Consider the following 25,394-nt stretch of genomic DNA (forward strand, 5'->3'; position numbering starts at 1 on the left):
CGCCTTGGGATCGCAATTGATGCTCCGAATCCAGGCGCTGACCAAGACGTATAAGAACGGCGAAGCCGCCTTGAAAGGCGTCTCCCTCGGTGTCGAAGCAGGAGAGATCATCGGCCTGATTGGCCCGTCGGGGGCGGGCAAGTCGACGTTGATCCGTTGCGTCAACCGGCTGATCGAGCCGAGCTCGGGGCGGGTGCAGCTCGGCGAGGTGGAACTCACCGGCCTTTCTGGCGGCGCGCTTCGTCGCGAACGTCGCCGGATCGGCATGATTTTCCAGGAGTACGCGCTGATCGAGCGCCTCACCGTCATGGAGAACGTGCTCGCCGGCCGGCTCGGCTATACCGGATTCTGGAACAGCTGGTTCCGACGCTTCGCTGCGCAGGACGTCCAACGCGCGATTGCGCTCCTCGAACGCGTGGGACTGATCGACCACATCGACAAGCGCGCTGATGCGCTGTCGGGCGGCCAGCGTCAGCGCGTGGGCATCGCGCGCGCCCTGATTCAGCAGCCGGAATTGTTGCTGGTCGATGAGCCGACGGCGAGTCTCGATCCCAAGACGTCCCGGTCGGTGATGCGGCTGCTGACGGAATTGTGCATCGAAAACCGGCTGGCGGCGATCGTCAACATCCACGACGTGGTCCTTGCCCAGGCGTTCCTTCCCCGAATCGTCGGGCTCAACGCCGGTATCGTCGTCTATGATGGCCCTGCCAGCGGGTTAACCGCCGAGGTGTTGACCTCCATCTATGGCGAGGAAGATTGGACCCGGACCGCGGCGGGGGAGGGCGGGAGTGACGATGGGGAGCCCTTGGTCATCGCGCGGATGGAAGCCGAGCAGTGAATTCGGGCACCTCCGCATCAAGCGCTGTTTCGACCAGTCTTGCCGCAGTTTCGGCGCGGCGCTGGCGGCCGCCGCGATTGATCGAAAGCCCGTTGGTCCGTTGGGCGGCGTTGCTCGGGATTGCGTCATATCTGGCTCTGGCCTTTGCCACCATCGACGTGAACTGGACGCGGGTTTCAGAAGGCGTGGTGCGGGCCGCTCGGCTGTTCGAGAGCTTTATCTCGCCGAATTTTACGTCCCGCTGGAGCGACATTCAGCAAGGGACGATTGAAAGCTTGACCATGACGGTCACGGCGACCGTGGCCGGTGTGCTGCTGGCGGTTCCGATCGGTTTGGGCGCCGCGCGCAATCTCGCGCCTTGGTGGGTCTACGGCATTTGCCGCGGTGTTATTGCAGCGTCGCGCGCACTGCAGGACATCATTGTCGCGATCTTCTTCGTCGCCATGTTCGGCTTTGGTCCATTCGCGGGCTTTCTGACGCTCACCGTCTCGACGATCGGGTTTCTCTCCAAGCTCCTCGCCGACGACATCGAGGAGATCGACCCGGGGCAGGTGGAGGCAATCCGCGCGACCGGCGCCGGCTTTTGGCAGGTGATCGACTTTGCAGTCGCGAGCCAGGTGATTCCCCGCCTCATCGGGCTCACGGCCTACAAGGTCGACATCAACTTCCGGGAATCCTCGGTGATCGGCATTGTCGGCGCCGGGGGCATCGGCGCGACGCTCAATACCGCGCTCGACCGCTACGAGTTCGATACGGCAGGCGCAATTCTTCTCATCATCATCGGCATCGTCATGGCCTGCGAATACGGCGCAGGCGCCATACGGAAACGGTTCGCCTGAAATGCCGACGACGCGCACGGCCACGGGCAAGACCTCAGGGTGGCGGTTCAAGACCTGGCGACGAACGCGGCTGGAGTGGCTCGGCTGGCTGGCGCTGGTCGCGCTGACGGTGTTGTGCTGGCGCGTGATGACAGCCGGCACCATCTGGTCGTTCGTCGAGGACGCGCCCCGTCAGGCCGCGGACCTGTTCGGTCGCATGCTGCCGCCGCGCTGGGACTATGCCAATAGCCTGTGGCGGCCGTTGTGGGATACGATCAATATGGCCACGCTCGGCACGGCGATCGCCATCGTCGTTGCGACGTCGCTCGCCTTTCTGGCAGCGCGCAACACGACGCCGAGCATGCTCGTCCTGCGACCGCTGGCATTGTTCGTGATCGTGGCCTCCCGCTCGGTCAACGCACTGGTGTGGGGGCTGCTTTTGGTTGCCGTGCTCGGCCCCGGCGTCCTGGCGGGCATCATCGCCATCGCACTGCGTTCGATCGGCTTCATCGGAAAGCTTCTCTACGAGGCCATCGAGGAGATCGACGAGATGCAAGTCGAAGCGATCAGGGCGACCGGAGCCTCGCCTGCGCAGGTGATCACCTACGGCATCGTCCCGCAGATCCTGCCCGCCTTCGCGACCATTTCCGTGTTCCGCTGGGACATCAACATCCGTGAATCGACCGTGCTCGGGCTTGTCGGCGCGGGAGGCCTGGGACTTGCGCTGGAGACCTCGCTCAATACATTGGCATGGCCACAAGTGAGCGTGATCCTGCTGATGATTCTGGCGACAGTCGTGTTCAGCGAATGGCTCACCGCCAAGGTCCGCAAGGGAATTCTCTGACAAAAATCGGGCGCGGGATAATCTCGTGCTGAACTCACGAGCCGTCGAATGCCTCCGGCACGCTGAGGCCCTCATCCTGAGCAGCCGCCACTTGTGGCCGCGTCTCGCAGGATGAGGCAGCCCGCTCCATGCTCTGGCCCCGACATCGGCCGCAACGCCTTTCCGCCCGGTCCCAGGCCGTGTTGCAGCAGCCATTGCGATAATCGGGGCGAGGTCGTTTCGCATTCCTCGGCAAGGCCGCCGGCAAACAACCGCCATTGGTCGAGGTTGCGATAGGGCACGCCAACGATGATGGGGATGCCCAACTGCACGCGGGTCAGCTGACAAACGACCGCTCTGCAACACAAGCGAACCTGTTCCCGCACAACAAATTTCACCTAATAAAAACATCCGCGACGATGTGAAAATTCATTTGCCGGATTGCTTGGGATGCCTCTCTATTGAGCTCAACAAGAGACGTATTTGGGCGGAGACGGCGAAGATGGAACGTCAACGAGACGCCGAGAGGCATTGCGTGATGCCGGCGCGTCCCCCGATGGGGCGCGACAACGGCGGAATCCAGGCGCTCGACCGGGCCTTCCTCATTCTGGATATTATCGCCGACGCCGGCGGCGAAGCGAAGCTGACCGAGATCGCCGGCATTGCGGGCCTGAACGTCTCGACCTGCCATCACCTGATCTCGACGCTGTACAATTGGGGATACGTCGCGCGCGGTCCGAACAGCCGCAGCTACGTGCTCGGCTCGCGCATCCTGCATCTCAGCGCGGCGTGTCTGCGCCAGGTGGATCTGCCGCGCCGCGCGCAGATCTATCTCGATCGGCTGAACGACCAGACCCACGAGGCGGTGCAGCTCGCCATCATGCAGGGCACCAATCTGGTCAACGTGCTGCGCCGCGAGTCGCGGCACGCCGTGCGGGTCGATGCGGGGCTCGGCGGCAAATCCAATGCTGCGCACGCCACCGCGACCGGCAAGGCGATCCTGGCGTGGCTGCCGCCCAGCGAACTCGATCGCATCATCGCCGACAAGGGGCTCACCGCGTTCACGCCGCAGACCATCACCGATCTCGATCGGCTGAAGGAAGAGCTGCGGATCGTGCGCCGCAACGGCGTTGCGGTCGATCGCGAAGAATTCCAGCCCGGCGTGATCTGCATCGGCGCCGCGATCCGCGACCACGCCGGCGCCGTCGTCGGATCGATCAGCGTGTCGTCACCGCTGTTTCGCGCCACGGACGACTACGTCGACGACATCAAGCGTCACCTGATCTCCGCGACCAATGAATTGTCGAGCGAACTCGGCGCGCTCGGCGCCGTCCTTGGAGGAAATCCCAAAGCCATCGCCGCCGAATAGTCAAGAAACCAAAAGGGTCAACCGATGTACAATCCTGAGAACGTCAAGACCTCGCCCGATTTCCCGATTCCCGACACCATGCGCGCCTGGGTGCTGGGCGATCCGGATCAGCTGACGCTCGCCACCAAGCCGGTGCCGGTGCCGAAGAAGGCCGAGGTCCTGGTCCGTATCGATGCCGTGGCGATCTGCGCGACCGACCTCGAGATCATCCATCATGGTCCGCCGGCGATGATCCAGGGCGGACTGCCCTACAACAAGAACTTCACGCCGGGCCATGAATATATGGGCACCGTCGCGGCGCTCGGGCCGGGCGTCGACGAATACAAGATCGGCGAGCGCGTCACGGTGGAAATTCACGCCGGCTGCGGCCAGTGCAAGCGCTGCCGCGAGGGCATGTACACCTCGTGCCACAACTACGGGCTGAACTACGGCGACGTCGACAAGGGCCATCGCGCCAACGGCTTCACCACCGACGGCGGCTTTGCCGAATACGCGGTCAACAGCATCAACACCCTGGTTCGCGTCTCCGACGAGATGTCGGACGAAGAAGCCACGCTGGTGGTCACCGCCGGCACCGCGATGTACGGCCTCACCGAGCTCGGCGGGCTGGTTGCCGGCGAGAGCGTGGTGGTCACCGGCCCGGGTCCGATCGGCCTGCTCGGCGTCGCCGTCGCCAAGGCGCTCGGCGCCAATCCGGTGATCCTGACCGGCACCCGCGACAATCGCCTGCAGATCGGCCTTGAGCTCGGCGCCGACTACGTCATCAACGCCAAGAATGAGGATCCGGTGGCTGCGGTGCGCAAGCTGAACGGCGGCAAGGGCGTCGACTACGTCGTCGAATGCTCTGGCGCGCCCGACGCGGTGAACGAAGCCGCCCGCATGGTCAATCGCGGCGGCCGGATCTGTCTGGCGGCATTCCCCGGCAAGCCGGTGGAGGTCGATATCGCCTATCTGGTGCGCAACAACATCTACGTGTTCGGCATTCGCGGCGAGGGCAAGAGCGCCACGCATCGCGCCGAAGCGTTCATGGCGCAGAAGCGGTTCGACGCCACCAAGGTGCACACCCACACCTTCGCGCTGGAAGATCTTCCGACCGCGCTGCGCTACGCCCGCGAGCGCATCGAGGACGCCATCAAGGTCGTGGTCAAGACCCACGGTCATGCGGCGATCACCAGCGTGGCGGCGGAATAGTCGGGACATCCCATGTTGAGTTGCGACACCTATCTCAGTCCCGGATCTCTGGACGACGCGCTGGCAGCGGTGGCTGCCAGCGACGGCCGGTTCCGTTTCGTGGCCGGGGCAACCGATCTGTTGCCCTGGGCGCGGGAGGGCCGCGCCGGCGACGTCCACGTCCCGTTGCTGGTGGATATTTCCGGCATTCCGGATCTGCGGACCATCGAGCCCAGGGATGGACGGATTTGGATCGGGGCCGCAACGCCGTTTCAGAGGTTCCTCGATCATCCTGAGCTGATCAGGCTGATGCCCGGCATGCCGGATTGCGCGGTGTGGTTCGCCGACAATCAGATCCGGGAATCCGCGACGATCGGCGGCAACCTGGTCAACGCCTCGCCGTCGGGCGACGGCATTCCGCCGCTGCTCACCGCCAATGCGACGATCGAACTCGCCGCGTTGCGCGACGGCGCCATCCGCCGTCGCCGGGTCAGCCTTGTGGATTTCATCAAGGGCCCCGGCCAGACCGAAGCCGAGCACGACGAGATCCTGCTCGGCGTCGAATGCGACACGCTCGAGGGCTATGGCGGGGCGTTCGAGAAAGTCGGCCATCGCCGTTCGCTGGTGATCGCGGTGGTCTGCCTGTCGGCGGTGGTTCGGCTCGATCCGTCGGGCACGCGCTTCGAGGACGTCCGCGTCGCGATCGGCGGCGTCGGTCCGGTGGCGCGGCGCATGACGGATGTCGAGCAGCGGCTGATCGGCCAGCCGATCACCGCGGAATTGTTGCGCGCGTGTCTGGTCGGTTGCGAGCAGTTCGTCATGTCGCGCACGCGGCAGGAATATCGAAAGCTGGTCGCTCCGGGTTTCGTCGCGCGCGGTCTTGCCAACGCCATCGAACGCGCCGGCGGAAGCCCCGACGCCTGCGGCATCGCGAAGGAGATTGCAAATGGCTGAGCTCAAGATCGAGACCACCGTGAACGGCCGCCGCATCGCCAGGCGGGTGGATCCGTCGCAGCGCGTGCTGGATTTTTTGCGCGACGATCTGCACCTCACCGGCACCAAGGAAGGCTGCGGCGCCGGCGAATGCGGCACCTGTTCGGTGTTCGTCGACGGCGTATTGGTGAAGTCCTGCCTGCTGCCGGTGGCGAAAGTCGCCGGCAAGACCATCGACACCATCGAGGGGCTCGCCGTTTCGGGCGAAATGTCCGCGGTGCAGAAGGCGTTTCACAAGGCCGGCGCCAGCCAGTGCGGTTACTGCATTCCCGGCATGGTGATGGCCGCGACGGCGGCGCTGCGGCTCAACCCGGATGCCGATCGCGAGGAAATCAAGGAACGGCTCGGCGGCAATATCTGCCGCTGCACCGGCTATCAGAAGATCTTCGACGCCGTGGAAATGGCGCGGGATTTCCTCAACGGCAAATTGTCGGCGACCGCGTTCGACGAGCTCGACGCCGAAGACGGCAAATATATCGGCGTCAACGTGCGCCGCATCGATGCGCCGTCGAAGGTGACCGGCGCGTTGCGCTATGCCGGCGACATGGTGCTGCCGAACATGCTGCACGTCCAGGTGCTGCGCAGCCCGCACCCGCATGCCCGCATCGTGTCGATCGACGTGACCGACGCCGAGGGATTGCCCGGCGTCGAGGGCATCGTGACCTCGGTCGACGTGCCGGGCCAGGACGGCTTCGGCGTGTTCGTCAGCGATCAGCCGGTGATGGCGCGCGACAAGGTGCGCTACGTCGGCGAGCCGGTCGTGGCGATCGCCGCGGAGAGCTTGGCGCAGGCGCGGCGGGCGATCGCCAAGGTGCGCGTCGAATACGAGATGCTCCCGGCGGTGTTCGACCCCGACGAGGCGATGAAAGAAGGCGCGCCGATCGTCCACGACTACGCGCCGGACAATATCGTCAAGCATATCCCGATCCGTAAGGGCGACATCGAAGCGGGATTTGCGCAAGCCGACCTGATCGTCGAGCAGACCTACGAGACCCAGCAGGTCGAGCACGCTTATCTGGAGACCGAAGCCGGCCTCGCCTATGTCGATCACGACGGCGTGGTGACGGTGCATTCGCCGAGCCAGAACATCACGCATCACCGCCACATGCTGGCGCGGATTCTGAATCTGCCGATCAACAAGGTGCGGATGATCATGAGCCCGGTCGGCGGCGGCTTCGGCGGCAAGGAGGACATGATCTATCAGGGCATGCTGGCGCTGTTGACCATGAAGACGCGGCGGCCGGTACGGCTGGTGTTCACCCGCGAAGAATCCATCGCCACCACGGCGAAACGCCATCCGTCGCGCACCAGCTACAAGATGGGCCTGACCAAGGACGGCCGCATCCTCGCCTCGCAGGTTCGCATCGTCTACGACGGCGGCGCTTACGGCATGTCGACCGAAGGCGTGATCCGCAAGGGCGCGATCCTCGGCGGCGGGCCGTACAACATCCCCAACATCCAGATCGACACCTACGGCGTCTACACCAACAACACCCCGTCGGGCGCGTTTCGCTCGTTCGGATCGCTGCAGTCGCAATTCGCCACCGAGTCCCACCTCGACATCTGCGCCGAGCGGCTCGGCATCGATCCGTTCGAGCTGCGGCTGACAAACGCGATGCGCAAGGGCGACGCCACCCACACCAAGCAGCCGCTGAAATCCTCGGCGATGTCCGACGTGCTGGAGGCCGCGCGCACCGCGTCGCGCTGGGAGCACGGCGCGCCAAACATCCGCGGCGCGACGCGGTCCGATCTCGCCGGCGAAGGCACCCGGCCGTCCTGCACGCTGTCGCCGCGCGCGGTCGCCGAGACGCCAGCGCCTAAGCTTCAGCACGAGAAGGGAGCCGCGTGATGGCGAGGAAACGCGGACGCGGCATGGCCGGCGGTTGGTACGGCATCGCCCGGACGGCGGCGGTCGATCGGGCCGGCACCTGGGTCGAGATCGACGACGGCGGCACCGTCAAGGTGGTCACCGGCGTCACCGAAATCGGCGAAGGCATCCTCACCGTGCTGGCGCAGATCGCCGCGGAAGAAATCGGCGTGCGGCCGGAAGACGTCGTGCTCGGCGACAACGACACCGCGCGGTCGCCGGAAGCCGCCCATGCCGGCGCGACGCGGCAGACCTACATGCTCGGCAATTCGGTGGCGATGGCCTGCCGCGAAGCGAAGGGACGCTTCGTGCAGGCGGTCGCCGAGATGTGGAGCGTCGATCCGGACTCCATCGCCACCGGCAACGGCTATGTCTGGGCGGTCGATACCAACTTCCGCCAGTCGATGGCGCAGGCCGTCGAACAGATCAAGAAGCGCGGCGTCGTGGTGGTCGGCTCGGCCAACTTCACCGCGCATCACACCGGGCTTGATCCGGTGGATGGCAGCGGCCGGCCGTGGCAGGCCTATGTGTTCGGCTGCCAGGTCGCCGAGGTCGAGGTCGACACGGTCACCGGCGAGGTCCAGGTGCTCGGGGTGTGGGCCGCGCACGACGTCGGCCGTGCCGTCAACCCGCGTGGCGTCGAAGGCCAGATCGAAGGCGGCATCGTCCAGGCACTCGGCCAGGGCTTGATGGAGGACTACAAGCTGGCGCAGGGCCACACCACCACGCCGGGCTTCGCCAAGTACATCCTGCCGACGTCGCTCGATGTCCCGCACGTCACGTCGATCATCGTCGAAGACCGCGACCCGATCGGCCCGCTCGGCGTCAAGGGGATCGGCGAGCCCGCCATGGTGCCCACCATTCCGGCGGTGATGAACGCCATCTACGACGCGATCGGCGTGCGCATCACCTCGCTTCCGGCCTCGCCGGAACGCATCCTGGAAGCCCTCGCCAAACAGCGCAATCCGACGATCAGCGAAATCAGAAGCCATTCATAAGAATTGGCACTTGGAGGAAACCGATGTCGACGCTTAACGCAGACGGTCCGTCGCCGGGCCTGGTCGTGCCCAATGGTGTGGTGGTCGCCAAGGCGGCTGCGGAAAAACCGCGGTTCTATCGCAAGCTCTACGTCCAGGTGCTGATGGCGGTGGCGCTCGGCGCGATCCTCGGCCACCAGTTTCCAGACCTGTCGGAATATCTGAAGCCCTACGGCGACGCCTTCATCAAGGCGATCAAGGTGGTGGTCGCGCCGATCATCTTCTCCACCATCGTGGTCGGCATCGCCAAGATGGGCGACATCCGCCGCGTCGCCAATGTCGGGCTCAAGGCGCTGATCTATTTCGAGGTGGCGTCGACGCTCGCCTTGGTGATCGGCATGGTGGTCGGCCATCTGTGGAAGGTCGGCGTCGGCATCAACGCCGACCCGGCGTCGTTCGACACCAGGGCGGTCGAGAACTACGCCAAGGTCGCCAAGCACGTCAACATGACCGACTTCTTCCTGTCGATGATCCCGACGTCGTTCGTCGAGCCGTTCGTCAAGGGCGACATCCTGCCGGTGCTGTTCATCGCGCTGTTGCTCGGCATGGCGCTCAGTCTCGCGCAATCGCGCGGCAAGCCGATCGTCTCGTTCCTTGAATCGATCTCGGTGGCGCTGTTCGGCATGGTGCGGATCATCATGTACGTCGCGCCGCTCGCGGCGTTCTGCGCGATGGCTTTCACCGTCGGCAAATATGGTCTGGGGACGCTGCTCGATCTCGGCCAGCTGGTGGCGTCGGTTTACGTCGTCAGCATCCTGTTCGTCGTCCTCGTGCTCGGCGGCTTCCTGCGGCTGGCCGGTTTCAACATCTTTCACGTGCTGGGCTACTTCAAGGAAGAGATCATCTTCGTGTTCGCGGCGACCTCCGCCGAGACGATGATGCCGCGCTCGATGCAGAAGCTGGAAAAGGTCGGCGTGTCGAAGGAAGTCGTCGGCCTGGTGATGCCGGGCGGGTTCTCCTTCAACATGGACGGCACCGCGATCTACATGACCATGGCGGTACAGTTCCTGGCGCACGCCTTCAACGTCGAGCTGACGATCTGGCATCAGCTCTCGGCGCTCTTGGTGATGCTGTTCACCTCGAAGGGCGCGGCGGGCGTCACCGGCGGCGGCTTCATTGCGCTCGCCGCCACGCTGCCGGTGCTGGATTCGGTGCCGATCGCCGGCCTCGCGCTGCTGCTCGGCGTCGACCGCTTCATGGCCGAGATCCGCGCCGCCACCAACCTCACCTCCAACATCATCGCCACGCTGGTGGTGGGCCGCTGGGTCGGCGCGGTCGACATGAAGGTCGCGGCGGAAGAGCTGCGCACCGGGTTTGTCGAAACCGAGGAAACCCGCTCCTGGGATATGGGGCATTCCGCGGAGATTAAGGCGACCTGACGGACGCGCCCGGTCACCCATCGAAACTTCAGAGGACGGCACTATGAGCAAACAGGCAGTCGCCAGCGGCGCGCTCCGCGAGCTGGGCAAGATCGATAAGAAACCCGGCAAGGGTGACGACCGCGATGCCGAGATCCGGGCGCGCGCGCGCGCCATCCACGCCGCCGGCGGACTCGGTCATGCTCTGGCGGACGGCACGCTGCCGACCCAGTTGCGCGTCTCGCTGTCGGAGGCGCTGATCCTCGGTCTGTTGAAGCAGGGCGTCGCGACGTTCTTCGCGATCTTCGGCCACGGCTCCACCGACATCGCCAACGTGCTGCGCATCTACGATGACGAGGGCGTCACCAAGACCATCAACTGCCGCAACGAGGTCGAGATGGCGCACGCCGCGACCGCGTTGCGCTGGACCTACGGCGAGACCCCGGCGGTGATCACCTCGATCGGGCCGGGCGCGCTGCAGGCGATGGCGGGGTCGCTGGCGGCGGCGTCCAACGGCGTCGGCGTGTATCACGTCTATGGCGACGAGACGACGTTTGGCGAAGGCTACAACATGCAGCAGATCCCGAAGCCGCAGCAGGGCCTGTACGGTCGCATGATGGCGGAGATCGGCGAGGCCTATACGCTGCATACGCCGGAAGCGCTGCGGGAATCGCTGCGTCGCGGTGCCGGCCGGGTGTTTCACCCCTACAAGGCCGGGCCGTTCTATCTGATGCTGCCGATCAACACCCAGCCGCAGATGGTGGAGCTGAATCTCGCCGCGCTGCCGGAGCGGCCGGAGTTTCCGCTCACCACGGTCGCCTCGGCCGAGGTGCTCGATCGCGCCAGCGAGCTGATCGCCAGCCACGCCCGCGTGATGATCAAGGCCGGCGGCGGCACCCGCGGGCACGATTGGGCGATCCGGCGGCTCGCCAACGCGGCCAACGCGGTGGTCGTGCTGTCGCCCGGCGCCAGCGGCGTCCTGACCGACGCCGATCCGCGCAACATGCATGTCGGCGGCTCCAAGGGCTCGATCAGCGGCAACTACGCGATGGAGAATGCCGAGCTGGTGATCATGGTCGGCTCGCGCGCGGTGTGCCAGGCGGATTGCTCAGGCATCGGCTACAAGTCGGCCACCAACGTCATCAATATCAACGGCGATATCAACGACGTGATGCACTACAACCACACGCTGCCGCTGGTCGGCGACATTTCGGTGATCGCCGACGCGCTGGCGGATCGTCTCGAGGCCCGCACCGCGGCCGCCGATCACGCCGGCAAGCACGCCTGGCTGCAGGCCTGCCTCGCCAAGAAGCAGGAATGGCGCGCCTATCGCGAGACCCGCTTTCACGCGAGCCCCTTGGCCGACGAGGTGTGGCAGCGGCCGGCGCTGGGCCAGCCGGCAGCGATCAAGGTGGTGGCGGATTTTGCGAGGCGGATCGACGCGGTGAAGTATTTCGACGCCGGCGACGTGCAAGCTAACGGCTTCCAGGTCGTCGAGGACGACCGCACCGGCGACACCTTCACCGAGACCGGCGCCTCCTACATGGGGTTTTCGGCGAGCGCCTTGCTCGCCGCGGCCGCGGCCGAGAAGCCGCGTTACGCGATCGCGTTCACCGGCGACGGCTCGTTCATGATGAACCCGCAGATCCTGATCGACGCCGTCGAGCACGGCGTCCGCGGCATGCTGGTGATCTTCGACAATCGCCGCATGGCGGCGATCACCAGCCTGCAGCTCGCGCAATATGGCGAGCAGTTCCGCACCAACGACCGCGTCGCGGTGGACTATGTGATGATGGCGCAGGCGGTGTCGGGCATCAAGGCGATCCACGGCGGCTGGACCGCGGCCGAGCTGAAGAGCGCGCTTGAAGAAGCGCACGGCCACGATGGCCTCAGCGTGCTGCACGTTCCGGTCTATGCCGGCGAAAATCCGCTCGGCGGGCTCGGCGCCTGGGGCGAATGGAACGTCGGCAATTGGTGCGAGGCGGTTCAGCACGAATGGCTGCATCAAGACCTTTGAATTCAACCAGCGGGTAATCGACATGTATCATGATCGCGATTTCGGGCTTTACATCGAGGGACGCTGGAGCTGGGGCAGCGGCACGCAGAAGAAGCCGATTCTGGATCCGGCGACCGAAGGCGTGATCGGCCACATCCCGGACGCCAATTCCGACGATATCGAGCAGGCGCTGCAGTCCGCCGCGGCGGGTTTCAAGCTGTGGAAGGCGGTGCAGCCGTGGGAGCGCAGCGAGAAACTGCGCAACGTGTCGCAGCTCTTGCGCCAGCGCATCGACGAGTTAAGCATCGTGATGTCGACGGAATCCGGCAAGCCGCTCGCCGAATCCCGCGGCGAATGGATCGCCTGCGCCGAGCAGTTCGAGTGGTACGCCGAAGAGGCCAAGCGGATTTTCGGACAGATCTATCCGGGACGCGACGAGGCGACGCGGATGTCGGTGATCTATCAGCCGGTCGGCGTGGTCGCGGCGTTTTCGGCGTGGAATTTTCCAGCGTTGCTGCCGGCGCGTAAGATCGCGGCGGCCCTGGCGGCGGGCTGCTCGGTGATCCTGAAGCCCGCGGGCGAAACCCCCGGCTGCGCGGCGGCGATCGTCAAGGCCTGCCACGATGCCGGCCTGCCGCCCGGCGCGGTCAACATGGTGACCGGCAACTCGGCGCGGATCGCCGAGCAATTGATCCGCTCGCCGATCGTCCGCAAGGTGTCGCTCACGGGCTCTACTCCGGTCGGCAAGCAGTTGCTTCACCTGTGCGCCGACGGCGTCAAGAAGGCCACCATGGAGCTCGGCGGCCACGCGCCGGTGCTGATCTTCGCCGATGCCGATATCGAGGCCGCCGCGGAGGCCTGCGCCAAGGCGAAATTCCGCAATTGCGGCCAGGTCTGCGCCTCGCCGAGCCGGTTCTACCTGCAGGAAGCCGCCTACGATCGCTTCGCCAAGCGGTTCACCGAGGTCGCGCAGCAGTTGACGATCGGCCGGTTCGACGCGCCGGGCGCGGATTTCGGGCCGCTCGCCAACGCCCGCGGGCTCGCGCATAGCAAGCGTATCGTGAAAGACGCGCTGGAGCGCGGCGCGAAACTCTTGACCGGCGGCAAGCAGCCGGCCGGGCTCGATCGCGGCTTCTTCTTCGAACCCACCGTGCTCGGCCATGTGCCGGACGACGCCACCATCATGATCGAGGAGCCGTTCGCGCCGATCGCGCCGCTGGCGGTCTTCCGCGACTTCGACGACGTGGTGGCGCGCGCCAATGCAACTCCGTTCGGCTTGACCGGCTACGTGTTCTCGCGCGATCTTCGCACCGCCACGATGGCGGCGGAGGCGCTGGAAGTCGGCATGGTCGGCATCAACGAAGTGGCGATCGCCTCCGCCGATGCGCCGTTCGGCGGCATCAAGGAAAGCGGCATGGGCCGCGAGGGCGGCAGCCTCGGCATCAAGGACTATCTCGAAGCCAAATTCATCAAGACCCGTCTGACCTGAGAACTGAGCCCCCATGAAAAATGATGACGTGCACGGCCTTGCCAACGGGCTGACGAACTACGGCGACCGCGATTTCGCGTTGTACTTGCGCAGATCCTTCGCCCGGTCGATGGGCTATTCCAACGAGATGCTGGCGCGGCCGACCGTCGGCATCGCCTACACGCCGTCCGGCTTCAACAACTGCCATCGGCATTTTCCGGAACTGCTCGACGCGGTGAAACGCGGCGTGATCGCGGCCGGCGGATTGCCGTTGGAATTTCCCACGGTGTCGCTCGGCGAGGTGTTCCTCAGCCCGACCAGCCTGCGATTCCGCAATCTGATGGCGATGGACACCGAGGAGATGATCCGCGCCCAGCCGATGGACTCGGTGGTGCTGATGGGCGGCTGCGACAAGACCGTTCCGGCGCAGTTGATGGGCGCGATGTCCGCCGGCCGGCCGGCGATCCAACTGGTCGGCGGTCCGATGATGACCGGGCGCCATCAGGGCGAACGGCTCGGCGCCTGCACCGATTGCCGGCGGTTCTGGAGCAAGTATCGCGCGACCGAAATCGACAAGGTGACCATCGACAAGATCGAGGGCCGGCTGTCCACCACCAGCGGCACCTGCGCGGTGATGGGCACGGCCTCGACGATGGCCTGTCTCGCCGAGGCGCTCGGCATGATGCTGCCCGGCACCGCGGCGATTCCCGCGGTCCATGCCGATCGGCTGCGCGCCGCGGAGGCCAGCGGCATCGCCGCGGTGCAGATGATCGGCAGCAACCGCACGCCCGGCAACATCATCACCGCGAAGTCATTGGAAAATGCCTTGCAGGTGCTGCTGGCGATCGGCGGCTCCACCAACGCCATCATCCATCTCGCCGCCATCGCCGGCCGCGCCGGCCTGCCGATGTCGCTCGATCGCCTCAACGAGCTGTCCGACACCACGCCGGTGCTGGTGAATCTCAAGCCGACCGGCGACAACTACATGGAAGACTTTTTCGCCGGCGGCGGCGTCGGCGCGGTGATGCGGGAATTGAAGAACGACCTGCATCTCGATTGCCTGACGGTGACCGGCGAGACGCTCGGCGAGCGGCTCGCCGCCGATGAGGAATGGGTCGATCGCAGCATCATCGCGGCCTACGACCGGCCGATCGAGCCGGTCGGCGGTCTGGTGGCGCTGTTCGGCTCGCTGGCGCCCGGCGGCGCCATCCTCAAGCGCTCCGCCGCCGACGAGCGGTTGTTCGAAGGCGAGGGGCGCGCCGTGGTGTTCGATTCCCTCGCCGATCTCGCCGCGCGCATCGACGATCCGGATCTCGACGTCCAAGCCAACGACTATCTGGTGTTGCAGAATGCCGGGCCGTTCTCGGCCTCCTGCATGCCGGAGGCCGGCTATCTGCCGATCCCGAAGAAACTCGCGCAGCAGGGCGTCAAGGACATGGTGCGGCTGTCCGATGCGCGGATGAGCGGCACCGCGTTCGGCACCGTCATCCTGCATGTGACGCCGGATTCCGCCTCGGGCGGTCCGCTGGCCTTCGTCCGCAACGGCGACCGTATTCGGCTGTCGGTCAAGCAGCGGCGTATCGACCTGCTGGTCGAGCCTGCTGAACTCGAGCGGCGCCGCGCTGCGAAGGGCAGCGTCGTTCCGCCGGTTCCCGAGCGCGGTTACGGGCGGCTCTACGCCGAGCAGATTCTCGGCGCCGACGAGGGCTGCGACTTCCGCTTCCTGAAACCCGTCGCCGCGGAATAGCGCGTCCCCGGCCATCACGTGGAAGGCGTCGGGCTCGATCTCGCGATCGCGCCCGCGCCGCCACCGCTCATCAGCTTATGGGTCCGCAGCCGATCACGTGCATCGGCCGGGAACCAGAAGATGCTCGGCATTCTTGCATCCGGTGCTCCTCGACAAGGAACGCTAGCGCCCGCCGCGTGTTCACCCGACATCATCATCCGGAGCTGGAGTCCCGCGATCCGCGGGTCGATGGTCGGCCGCCAGACCGACAGCTCCCGCAGACCCCCGATGATGCGGACGAGACCGGGAGCAGCCAGTGAATTCGCAACAGATCAGGCGGCTTGCAGCCGACTGCGGCATTGCCGCCGACTATGTCGATGCGCGCGGCGGCACGGTGGGTGTCGCGGACGACGTGCTGCTGAGGCTGTTGAACGCCATGGGCATGCTGGGGCCCGGCGGCGAGGTCGCCGAAGCGTTGCAGGCCGCAGCGGTCTTGCCGCCGGCGATGGTGATCCGCGCCGAGCGCGGCCGAATTGCCATCACGCTGAGCGACGCCGTTCCGCAGGGCAAGATCGCCTGGCAGGTGCGCTTCGAAAACGGCAAGCGGCGGCGCGGCGAAACCGAACCGACCCGCGCCCGCCCCGGGTCCCCCCGCCAGTTGGTGTTATCCGACATTCCCTACGGCTATCATCAACTGACATTGGAGGCGCCGGAGGCGCACACCGTGCTGATCGTGACGCCGGGCCGTTGCTGGCTGCCGGAGAACGTCGCGCGCGGCGGCCGCTCGTTCGGCATTTCGCTGCAGCTCTATCTGCTGCGCTCGGCGCGCAATTGGGGGATCGGCGACTTCGGCGATCTGGCGCAGTTCGCCAAGCTCTCCGCCAGCCACGGCTGCGACGTGCTCGGCCTCAATCCGCTGCATCAGATGTTTCCGGACAACCCGGAGCATGCCAGCCCGTATTCGCCGGCGAGCCGCCGCTTTCTCAACGTTCTCTATATCGACGTGCCGGCGATCCCGGAATTCCGCCATTCGGCACGCGCCCGCGCGCTGCTGGAGCAGCCGGCGTTCAGCGAGCGCCTGTCGTGCTGCCGCGCCGCGGCCCAGGTCGATTACCGCGCGGTCAACGCGCTGAAGCTCGAAGCCTTGCGGCTGGTCCATGCCGATTTTCACGCCCACGCCGATCAAGCGCGCGGAAGCGAATTCGACGGCTTCGTCAAAGAGGCCGGCGAAAGCCTGCACAACACCTCGCTGTTTCAGGCGCTGCGCGATCACTTCACCGCGACCGATCCGGCGCTCGGCGAGTGGCAGCGCTGGCCCGATGCCTTTCGTCGTCCGGATTCGCCCGAGCTGATGCAGTTCGCCCACGATCATCGAGACAACGTCGACTTCTACAACTGGCTGCAGTGGATCGCCGATCAGCAGCTCGCTGCGGCGAAGGACGCCGCGATGCGCGCCGGCATGCGGATCGGGCTGTATCGCGATCTCGCGGTCGGCTGCGATCGCACCGGCTCGGAGACCTGGGCGAGCCCGACGGATTTCATGGCGCAGACCCAGGTCGGCGCGCCGCCGGATATTTTCAATCCGGCCGGGCAGAACTGGGGCCTGCCGCCGTTCAATCCGATCGCCTTGATGCGGCAGGGCTACCGGCCGTTCGTCGATCTGGTGCAGTCCAACATGCGCCACGCTGGCGGCTTGCGGATCGATCACGTGATGGGGCTGCAGCGGCTGTATTGCATTCCCGAAGGCCTGCCGGCATCGCAGGGCGCCTATATCAGCTATCCGTTGGACGATCTGATCGGGATTCTCGCGCTGGAGAGCCACCGGCATCAGTGCCTGGTGGTCGGCGAGGATCTCGGCACGGTGCCGCCCGGCTTCCGCGAGCGCATGGCGGAGGCCAACATCCTGTCCTATCGGGTGCTGTTCTTCGAGCACGACGAGCTCGGCGAGTTCTTTCCCCCGGAGCTCTATCCGCGGCTCGCGGTGGCGGTCGCCGGCAGTCATGATCTGCCGACGCTGCGCAGTTGGCTGGCCGGCACCGATATCGATCTGAAGCATCGGCTGGGACTCTATCCGACCCCGGAGGAGACGCTCTCGCAGGGCGTGCGGCGCGACGCGCAGCGGCTGAAGGTGCTGCGGATGCTGGATTTGGAGGACGTCGAGCCGATCTCCGCCGCGGCGTTTTCCGAGGCGGTGCATCGGTTTCTCGGCCGCACCGCGTCGGTGCTGGCGGTGACGCAGCTCGACGATCTGCTCGACGAGCACGATCCCGTCAACGTCCCCGCGACCTCGCACGAGCATCCGAACTGGCGGCGGCGCTACGCCCATTCGATCGACAGCCTCACCGAGGATCATCCGGCATGGCGGCTGCTCGAGATCGTGGCCGCCGAGCGGCGGCCGAGCGGGCACGGCAAGCGGGCGTCCTGAGCCGAGCGGCTTGGCACACATGACCGCGATGCAGCCACGAAATGCCGCCGCCGCGGTCGACAAAGCCGCAAGATCCGGCGACGATAGGGGACACTCACGACGTTAAAGGCGATCGCATGACGATTCATCAGCGCGGCATCTCGAGCCCGATCGATCCGGTGAAGCTGGACCGCTTGGCAGAACTCGCCATCAAGGTCGGGCTGCGGCTCGAGGCCGGGCAGGACCTGCTGGTCACCGCGCCGACCGCGGCGCTGCCGCTGGTCCGGCTGGTCGCCGAGCACGCCTATCGAGCCGGCGCCGGGCTGGTGATCCCGATGCTGTCGGACGACGCGATCACGCTGGCGCGCTATCGCTTCGCGCAAGACGAAAGCTTCGATCGCGCCGCCGGCTGGCTTTATGAGGGGATGGCGAAGGCGTTCGGCGCAAACACCGCGCGGCTCGCCATCGTCGGCGACGATCCGATGCTGCTGTCGGGGCAAGATCCGGCGCGGGTGTCGCGGGCCAGCAAAGCCAATTCGATCGCCTACAAGCCGGCGCTGGAAAAGATCGTCGGATTCGACGTCAACTGGAATATCCTGGCCTATCCGAGCGCGTCCTGGGCCAAGCTGGTGTTTCCCGACGACGCCGAGGAGGTGGCCGTCGGCAAACTCGCCGAGGCGATCTTCGCGGCGTCGCGCGTCGACAATGACGATCCGGTCGCGGCCTGGACCGCTCACAATGCCGAGCTGCGGGCGCGCACCGCCTGGCTCAATGGCCAGCGCTTTGCGGCCTTGCACTATTCCGGGCCGGGCACTGATCTGACGATTGGTCTCGCCGATGGCCATGAATGGCAGGGCGGCGAGTCCACCGCCAAGAACGGCATCACCTGCAACGCCAATATCCCGACCGAAGAGGTGTTCACCACGCCACATGCCCGCCGCGTCGAGGGGCGGGTGGTCTCCTCCAAGCCGCTGTCCTATCAGGGCTCGCTGATCGACGACATCGCCGTGGAATTCAAGGATGGCTGCATCGTCGCCGCCAAGGCGAGCCGCGGCGAACAGGTGCTCAACAAGGTGCTCGACACCGACGAGGGCGCGCGCCGGCTTGGCGAGGTCGCGCTGGTGCCGCATTCGTCGCCGATCTCGCACAGCGGCCTGTTGTTCTTCAACACGCTGTTCGACGAGAATGCCGCCAGCCACATCGCGCTCGGCCAATGCTACTCGAAATGCTTCCTCGGCGGCGACCGTCTGACGCCTGAGCAGATCGCCGATCAGGGCGGCAACAAGAGCCTGATCCATATCGACTGGATGATCGGCTCGGCCGAGACCGACGTCGACGGCATCGCGGCCGACGGCCGCCGCGTGCCGGTGTTCCGCAAGGGAGAATGGGCCTAAGGAACAAACCTCGCGGAGCCGGCGTCGCCGATTTCCCCCGTGGCGCGGTCGCAAAAAATCGGCGACAAATGGGCCAGGGACGGCGGCAGGCCTTGCCGCCAAGATCCGGCACAGTGACCGGCCAGGGAGCGCGATGGGACCGATCAACCTGTTATGGCTGCAGGCCGCGGGCTGCGGCGGCTGCACCATGGCGATTCTCGAGCAGGGCCGCGCCGGCTGGTTCGCCGAGCTGGCATCGTTCGGCATCAACCTGTTGTGGCACCCCTCGGTCAGCGAGGCCACCGCCGACGAAGTGACCGACCTCCTCGCCGACGTCGCGGCCGAGCGCACGGCGTTGTCAATACTTGTGGTCGAGGGCGCGGTGCTGCGCGGGCCGAACGGCAGCGGCCGGTTCAACATGCTGGGCGGCACCGGGCGCTCGATGGCGTCCTGGATCGGCGAACTGGCGCCGCGCGCCGACTATGTGGTCGCGGTCGGCAGTTGCTCGGCCTATGGCGGCGTGCCGGCGGCCGGGCACAATCCGACCGATGCCTCCGGCTTGCAGTTTCTCGGCACCGAGCCGGGCGGCGTGCTCGGCGCGGCGTTTCGCTCCAAGGCCGGCCTGCCGGTGATCAATATCGCCGGCTGCGCGCCGCATCCCGGCTGGATCGCCGAGACGCTGGCCGCGCTGGCGCTCGGCGATTTTTCCGATAGCGCGCTCGACAGTTTCGCGCGGCCGAAGTTTTTCGCCGAGCATCTGGCGCATCACGGCTGCGCCCGCAACGAGTTCTACGAATTCAAGGCCAGCGCCGAGGCGATGTCGCAGCGCGGCTGCCTGATGGAGCATCTCGGCTGCAAGGCGACGCAGGCGGTCGGCGATTGCAATCAGCGCGCCTGGAACGGCGGCGGCTCCTGCACCCAGGGCGGCTATCCCTGCATCGCCTGTACCTCGCCGGGCTTCGAAGCCGCCAGCAACTACATGACCACCGCGAAAGTCGCCGGCATTCCGGTCGGCTTGCCGCTCGACATGCCGAAAGCCTGGTTCGTGGCGCTGGCGGCGCTGTCGAAATCGGCAACGCCGAAGCGGGTGCGCGCCAACGCCAATGCCGATCACGTGGTGGTGCCGCCGACGCCGTCCGGGCAGCGGCGCAAGTGATGCGGCGGATCACGGTCGGCCCGTTCAACCGCGTCGAGGGCGATCTCGAAGTCCGGCTCGACATCGACGACGGCGTGGTGGTGTCAGCCGAAGTCACCGCGCCGTTGTATCGCGGCTTCGAGCAGATTCTCGAAGGCCGGCCCTCGCTCGATGCGTTGACGCTGGCGCCGCGGATCTGCGGCATCTGCTCGGTGTCGCAGTCGATGGCCGCGGTGGCGGCGCTGCGCGCAGTGGACGGCTTGCACCCGGCGCCGAACGGCCTACACGCCGCCAACATCGCCCACGCCGCGGAAAACGCCGCCGATCACCTGACGCATTTCTACGTGTTCTTCATGCCGGACTTCGCCCGCGCCAGCTACGCAGGCCGGCCCTGGCACGCCGCGGTGGCCGAGCGTTTCGCCGCCACGCGCGGCACCGCCGCGCGAGAAGTGCTGCCGGCGCGGGCGCGGCTGCTGGAGATCATGGGCCTCGTCGCCGGCAAATGGCCGCACAGTCTGGCGTTTCAGCCGGGCGGCACGACCCGGGCGATCGGGCTCGGCGAGCGGGTGCGGCTGTTGTCGATCATCGCCAACTTCCGCAGTTTTTTGGAAACGACCGTGTTCTACGACGATCTCGAGGCGGTGCTGGCGCTGGATAGCGGCGCGGCGTTGGAGAGTTGGCGCGATGGCCGGGGCGGCGATTTCGCAAGATTTCTCGCGATCGCCGACGATCTTGCGCTCGACAAGCTCGGCCGCGGCGCGGCGCCGCTGATGAGCTTCGGCGCCTATCAAGGTGTTGATGCGCCGCTGTTCGCCGCCGGGCTGTATGATCCCGCCACATCGCGGTGGCGCGCGCTGGACATCGACGCCATCACCGAGGACGTCTCGCACGCCTGGATGCGCGACACCGCGGCTGAGCCGGCTTTGGCGCAGACGCTGCCCGACGCCGATCGGCCGGGCGGCTATAGTTGGTGCAAGGCGCCGCGGCTCGACGGCCGGCCGATCGAGGTCGGCGCATTGGCGCGTCAGGCGGTCGACGGCGATGCGCTGATCCGCGATCTGTTGCGGCGCCATGGCCCCAACGTCAGAACCCGGGTGATCGCGCGGCTAATGGAAACGGCGGGGTTGGCTTTGGCGATGCAGCGCTGGGCGCGGCAGATCGCACTCGACGCGCCGTTTCTCGATCCCGCCGCGCGGGTGGGCGAGGGCGCCGGCATTGGTCTTGTGGAGGCCGCACGCGGCAGCCTCGGCCACTGGATCGAACTCTCGGGCGACCGCATCCGCCGCTATCAGATCATCGCGCCGACCACCTGGAATTTCTCGCCGCGCGATGCCAACGGCATTGCTGGTCCCTTAGAGCAGGCGCTGGTCGGCACCCCGGTCGGCGAAGAGGGTGCAGCGTCGGTCGCCGTGCAGCACGTGGTGCGCTCGTTCGATCCCTGCATGGTGTGCACCGCACACTAAAAGCACATCGCAAATGCCTTGATGCGCTCGACCTTCGAAGCCGTCATTCCGGGGCGCGCGCAGCGTTAGCTGCACGCGAACCCGGAATCTCGCTCCGCGTTCCGCCTTGCCGCAAGATTCCGGGTTCGCTCGGCCTTGCGGCCTCGCGCCCCGGAATGACTGGGTGTTGAATTGAACGGCCGCTGCCCGCGCTCCGGTCACTCGGTTACCAGCCGCGCAACACACTTGTCACCATTGCGACATCGCGCTGTCGTCTGCCCGGTTCGAACGATTCTAAACATCGGCTTGTTTTCAAGCACTTGCGGCTGCGTGCGACGCTGCTCCGCAGTTGGCCTGGTTCTTGCGATCCTTCTCCTCAATCGCGGCGCGCACGGACGCATCGCGGATCAAGGAACGCCGAGGAGCCGCCATGGGCGCAGGGACAGAAACATTCTATGAGGTGATCCGCCGCCAGGGCATCACCCGGCGCAGCTTCGTCAAATTCTGCAGCCTGACCGCGACCAGCCTCGGGCTTGGACCGATCGGCGCCACCGAGATCGCGCAGGCGCTGGAGACCAAGCCGCGGGTGCCGGTGATCTGGATGCACGGGCTGGAATGCACCTGCTGCTCCGAGAGCTTCATCCGCTCGGCGCATCCCTTGGTCAAAGACGCCGTGCTGTCGATGATCTCGCTGGATTACGACGACACCATCATGGCGGCGGCCGGCCATCAGGCCGAGGCGATCCTGCAGGAGACCCGCGAGAAATACAAAGGCCAGTACATCCTCGCGGTGGAAGGCAACCCGCCGCTCAACGAAGACGGCATGTTCTGCATCGACGGCGGCCGGCCGTTCGTCGAGAAGCTGAAGGAGATGGCCGAGGACTCCATGGCGGTGATCGCCTGGGGCGCCTGCGCCTCCTGGGGCTGCGTGCAGGCCGCCAAGCCCAACCCGACCCAGGCCACCCCGATCGACAAGGTGATCCGCAACAAGCCGATCATCAAGGTGCCGGGCTGTCCGCCGATCGCCGAAGTGATGACCGGCGTCGTCACCTACATCACCACCTTCGGCCGCTTGCCCGAGCTCGACCGCCAGGGCCGGCCGAAGATGTTCTACTCGCAGCGCATCCACGACAAATGCTACCGCCGGCCGCATTTCGACGCCGGCCAATTCGTTGAGGAATGGGACGACGACGCCGCGCGAAAAGGCTACTGCCTGTACAAGATGGGCTGCAAGGGCCCGACCACCTACAGCGCCTGTTCGACGGTGCGCTGGAACGGCGGCGTCTCGTTCCCGATCCAATCCGGCCACGGCTGCATCGGCTGCACCGAGGACGGCTTCTGGGACAACGGTTCGTTCTACGACCGGCTGACCACCATCAAGCAGTTCGGCGTCGAGGCCAATGCCGACAAGATCGGCGCCACGGTGGCCGGCGTGGTCGGCGCCGCGATCGCCGCGCACGCCGCGGTGACGACGGTGCGCAGCATGGCCAAGCGTCGCAACGACAACGGCGGCAACGGCAACGGCAACAAACCCAACGATAAATCGGCCGGCTGAGCGGGGAAGCGCAGATCATGACCAACATCACCACGCCGAATGGCTTTTCGCTCGACAATGCCGGCCGCCGCGTCGTCGTCGATCCGGTGACCCGGATCGAGGGACATCTGCGCGTCGAGGTCAACGTCGACGCCAACAACGTGATCCGCAACGCGGTGTCCACCGGCACGATGTGGCGCGGCATCGAAGTGATTTTGCGCGGCCGCGATCCGCGCGACGCCTGGGCCTTCACCGAACGGATCTGCGGCGTCTGCACCGGCACCCACGCTCTGACCTCGGTGCGCGCGGTGGAAAACGCGCTCGACATCAAGATCCCGGAGAACGCCAACACCATCCGCAACATCATGCAGCTGACGCTGCAGGTGCACGATCACATCGTGCATTTCTATCACCTGCACGCGCTGGACTGGGTCGACATCGTCTCGGCGCTCTCCGCCGATCCGAAGGCGACCTCGACGCTGGCGCAGTCGATCTCCAACTGGCCGCTGTCGAGCCCGGGCTACTTCAAGGACCTGCAGACCCGGCTGAAGAAGTTCGTCGAGTCGGGTCAGCTCGGTCCGTTCAAGAACGGCTATTGGGGCCATCCGGCCTACAAGCTGCCGCCGGAAGCCAATCTGATGGCGGTGGCGCATTATCTGGAAGCGCTCGACTTCCAGAAGGACATGGTGAAGATCCACACCATCTATGGCGGCAAGAACCCGCATCCGAACTGGCTGGTCGGCGGCGTGCCCTGCGCCATCAATGTCGACGGCGTCGGCGCGGTCGGTGCCGTCAACATGGAGCGGCTCAACCTGGTGTCGTCGATCATCGACCAGATGGTGACCTTCACCGAGCAGGTCTATCTGCCGGACTTGCAGGCGATCGCCTCGTTCTACAAGGACTGGACTTTTGGCGGCGGGCTGTCCTCGACCTCGGTGATGAGCTACGGCGATATTCCGGAATACGCCAACGACTATTCGGCGGCGTCGCTGAAAATGCCGCGCGGCGTGATCCTCAACGGCAATCTCAACGAGGTGCTGCCGGTCGATCTTGCCGATCCGTCGCAGGTGCAGGAGTTCGTCACCCACTCCTGGTACAAATATCCCGATGAGACCAAGGGCCTGCATCCGTGGGACGGCGTCACCGTTCCGCATTATGAGCTGGGGCCGAAGTCGAAGGGCACCAAGACCCGGATCGAGGCGGTCGACGAGGAGGCGAAATACTCCTGGATCAAGTCGCCGCGCTGGAAAGGCAACGCCGTCGAGGTCGGTCCGTTGGCGCGCTACATCATCGGCTACGCGCAGAACAAGCCGGAGTTCAAGGAGCCGACCGAAAAGCTCCTCAAGGACCTCGGCCTGCCGGTGACCGCGCTGTTCTCCACGCTCGGCCGCACCGCGGCGCGCGCGCTGGAGGCGCAATGGGCGGCGCATCAGCTGCGCTACTTCCAGAACAAGCTGATGGCGTCGCTGAAGGCCGGCGACAGCGCCACCGCCAATGTCGAGAAGTGGAGCCCGGAGACCTGGCCGAAGGAGGTCAAGGGCGTCGGCTTCACCGAGGCGCCGCGCGGCGCGCTCGGCCACTGGATCAAGATCAAGGACGGCAAGATCGACAACTACCAGGCGGTGGTGCCGACCACCTGGAACGGCAGCCCGCGCGATCCCAAGGGCGGCATCGGCGCGTTCGAGGCGAGTTTGCTCGAAACCCCGATGGCCGATCCGAACCAGCCGCTGGAAATCCTGCGCACGCTGCATTCGTTCGACCCCTGCCTGGCCTGCTCGACCCACGTGTTGAGCGAGGACGGTCAGGAGATGAGCCGGGTGACGGTGCGCTGATCGCGCATGGGAGGAAACCGATGCGGCTAGTTGCGCCTGGGTGCTCATTGCGAGCACGGCCTTCACCTCTCCCCGCTTGCGGGGAGAGGTCGACCCGGCGGAGCGCCAGCGAAGCCGGGTCGGGTGAGGGGGCGCTTCATCGAAACGCGGCGGGGGGGGGCCCCCCCGGCCCCCCCCCCCCGTGTTGGCGCGCCACCCCCCCCCACCCCCC

At 66.2% G+C, this 25,394-nt stretch carries 19 protein-coding genes; 18 read left to right on the top strand and 1 reads right to left on the bottom strand.

All coding sequences use genetic code 11. From position 1 onward, the window contains the following. The first annotated feature begins 19 nt into the window (after positions 1-19). The 3 genes from phnC to phnE (HNR60_RS10085) are packed head-to-tail and all read left to right on the top strand — an operon-like array spanning position 20 to position 2,500. Positions 20-838: a phosphonate ABC transporter ATP-binding protein gene (gene phnC, locus HNR60_RS10075; RefSeq protein ID WP_184256973.1), complete on the top strand. Its 819-nt coding sequence runs from the start codon at positions 20-22 to the stop codon at positions 836-838. After that, positions 835-1,677, top strand: a complete 843-nt coding sequence (phnE, locus tag HNR60_RS10080; RefSeq protein ID WP_184256975.1) for a phosphonate ABC transporter, permease protein PhnE — start codon at positions 835-837, stop codon at positions 1,675-1,677. Before phnC ends, phnE (HNR60_RS10080) begins: the two co-directional genes overlap by 4 nt. Position 1,678: 1 nt before the next feature. Continuing rightward, the gene (gene phnE, locus HNR60_RS10085) at positions 1,679-2,500 is read left to right on the top strand and encodes a phosphonate ABC transporter, permease protein PhnE (protein ID WP_184256977.1); all 822 of its coding nucleotides are present in this window, start codon (positions 1,679-1,681) and stop codon (positions 2,498-2,500) included. 71 nt (positions 2,501-2,571) lie between these two features. Here the strand turns inward: phnE (HNR60_RS10085) and HNR60_RS24475 are convergent, their stop codons facing one another. Continuing rightward, entirely contained in the window at positions 2,572-2,877 is a 306-nt protein-coding gene (locus HNR60_RS24475; protein WP_184256979.1) for a DUF2478 domain-containing protein, read from the bottom strand. 104 nt (positions 2,878-2,981) lie between these two features. Between HNR60_RS24475 and HNR60_RS10095 the strand changes: the two genes are divergently transcribed. From HNR60_RS10095 to HNR60_RS10165, 15 genes are all read left to right on the top strand, one after another. After that, entirely contained in the window at positions 2,982-3,848 is an 867-nt protein-coding gene (locus HNR60_RS10095) for an IclR family transcriptional regulator (RefSeq protein ID WP_184256981.1), read from the top strand. Between the two features lie 24 nt (positions 3,849-3,872). After that, complete coding sequence (locus HNR60_RS10100; protein ID WP_184256983.1) at positions 3,873-5,039, top strand: zinc-dependent alcohol dehydrogenase; 1,167 nt, start codon at positions 3,873-3,875, stop codon at positions 5,037-5,039. Positions 5,040-5,051: 12 nt separating this feature from the next. After that, positions 5,052-5,972: an FAD binding domain-containing protein gene (locus tag HNR60_RS10105; protein WP_184256985.1), complete on the top strand. Its 921-nt coding sequence runs from the start codon at positions 5,052-5,054 to the stop codon at positions 5,970-5,972. Next, positions 5,965-7,860, top strand: a complete 1,896-nt coding sequence (locus HNR60_RS10110; RefSeq protein ID WP_184256987.1) for a molybdopterin-dependent oxidoreductase — start codon at positions 5,965-5,967, stop codon at positions 7,858-7,860. Before HNR60_RS10105 ends, HNR60_RS10110 begins: the two co-directional genes overlap by 8 nt. After that, the gene (locus HNR60_RS24335; protein ID WP_210313421.1) at positions 7,860-8,876 is read left to right on the top strand and encodes a xanthine dehydrogenase family protein molybdopterin-binding subunit; all 1,017 of its coding nucleotides are present in this window, start codon (positions 7,860-7,862) and stop codon (positions 8,874-8,876) included. Before HNR60_RS10110 ends, HNR60_RS24335 begins: the two co-directional genes overlap by 1 nt. A 23-nt stretch (positions 8,877-8,899) precedes the next feature. Beyond that, positions 8,900-10,294, top strand: coding sequence for a C4-dicarboxylate transporter DctA (dctA, locus tag HNR60_RS10120; RefSeq protein ID WP_184256991.1), 1,395 nt, complete (start codon positions 8,900-8,902; stop codon positions 10,292-10,294). Positions 10,295-10,337: 43 nt separating this feature from the next. Then, entirely contained in the window at positions 10,338-12,290 is a 1,953-nt protein-coding gene (locus tag HNR60_RS10125) for a thiamine pyrophosphate-dependent enzyme (protein ID WP_184256993.1), read from the top strand. 22 nt (positions 12,291-12,312) lie between these two features. Then, positions 12,313-13,758: an NAD-dependent succinate-semialdehyde dehydrogenase gene (locus HNR60_RS10130; RefSeq protein ID WP_184256995.1), complete on the top strand. Its 1,446-nt coding sequence runs from the start codon at positions 12,313-12,315 to the stop codon at positions 13,756-13,758. A gap of 13 nt (positions 13,759-13,771) precedes the next feature. Beyond that, complete coding sequence (locus HNR60_RS10135; protein WP_184256997.1) at positions 13,772-15,484, top strand: dihydroxy-acid dehydratase; 1,713 nt, start codon at positions 13,772-13,774, stop codon at positions 15,482-15,484. Positions 15,485-15,779: 295 nt separating this feature from the next. Continuing rightward, positions 15,780-17,888 (top strand): 4-alpha-glucanotransferase, encoded by a 2,109-nt coding sequence (malQ, locus tag HNR60_RS10140; RefSeq protein ID WP_184256999.1) that lies wholly within the window; start codon positions 15,780-15,782, stop codon positions 17,886-17,888. A 116-nt stretch (positions 17,889-18,004) separates the two neighbouring features. Continuing rightward, a complete protein-coding gene (locus tag HNR60_RS10145; RefSeq protein ID WP_184257001.1) occupies positions 18,005-19,261 on the top strand; it encodes an aminopeptidase in 1,257 nt (418 codons plus the stop codon). Positions 19,262-19,394: 133 nt separating this feature from the next. After that, complete coding sequence (locus tag HNR60_RS10150; RefSeq protein ID WP_184257003.1) at positions 19,395-20,396, top strand: NADH-quinone oxidoreductase subunit B family protein; 1,002 nt, start codon at positions 19,395-19,397, stop codon at positions 20,394-20,396. Further along, positions 20,396-21,838: a nickel-dependent hydrogenase large subunit gene (locus tag HNR60_RS10155; protein ID WP_184257005.1), complete on the top strand. Its 1,443-nt coding sequence runs from the start codon at positions 20,396-20,398 to the stop codon at positions 21,836-21,838. The genes HNR60_RS10150 and HNR60_RS10155 overlap by 1 nt, the downstream gene beginning before the upstream one ends. Positions 21,839-22,247: 409 nt before the next feature. Then, a complete protein-coding gene (locus tag HNR60_RS10160; RefSeq protein WP_184257007.1) occupies positions 22,248-23,372 on the top strand; it encodes a hydrogenase small subunit in 1,125 nt (374 codons plus the stop codon). Between the two features lie 17 nt (positions 23,373-23,389). Then, positions 23,390-25,183 carry a nickel-dependent hydrogenase large subunit gene (locus HNR60_RS10165; protein WP_184257009.1) on the top strand — a complete coding sequence of 598 codons (1,794 nt, stop codon included), beginning with the start codon at positions 23,390-23,392 and terminating at the stop codon, positions 25,181-25,183. Positions 25,184-25,394: the final 211 nt, after the last annotated feature.

The sequence above is a fragment of the Rhodopseudomonas rhenobacensis genome, from assembly GCF_014203125.1.
GTDB lineage: Bacteria > Pseudomonadota > Alphaproteobacteria > Rhizobiales > Xanthobacteraceae > Rhodopseudomonas_A > Rhodopseudomonas_A rhenobacensis.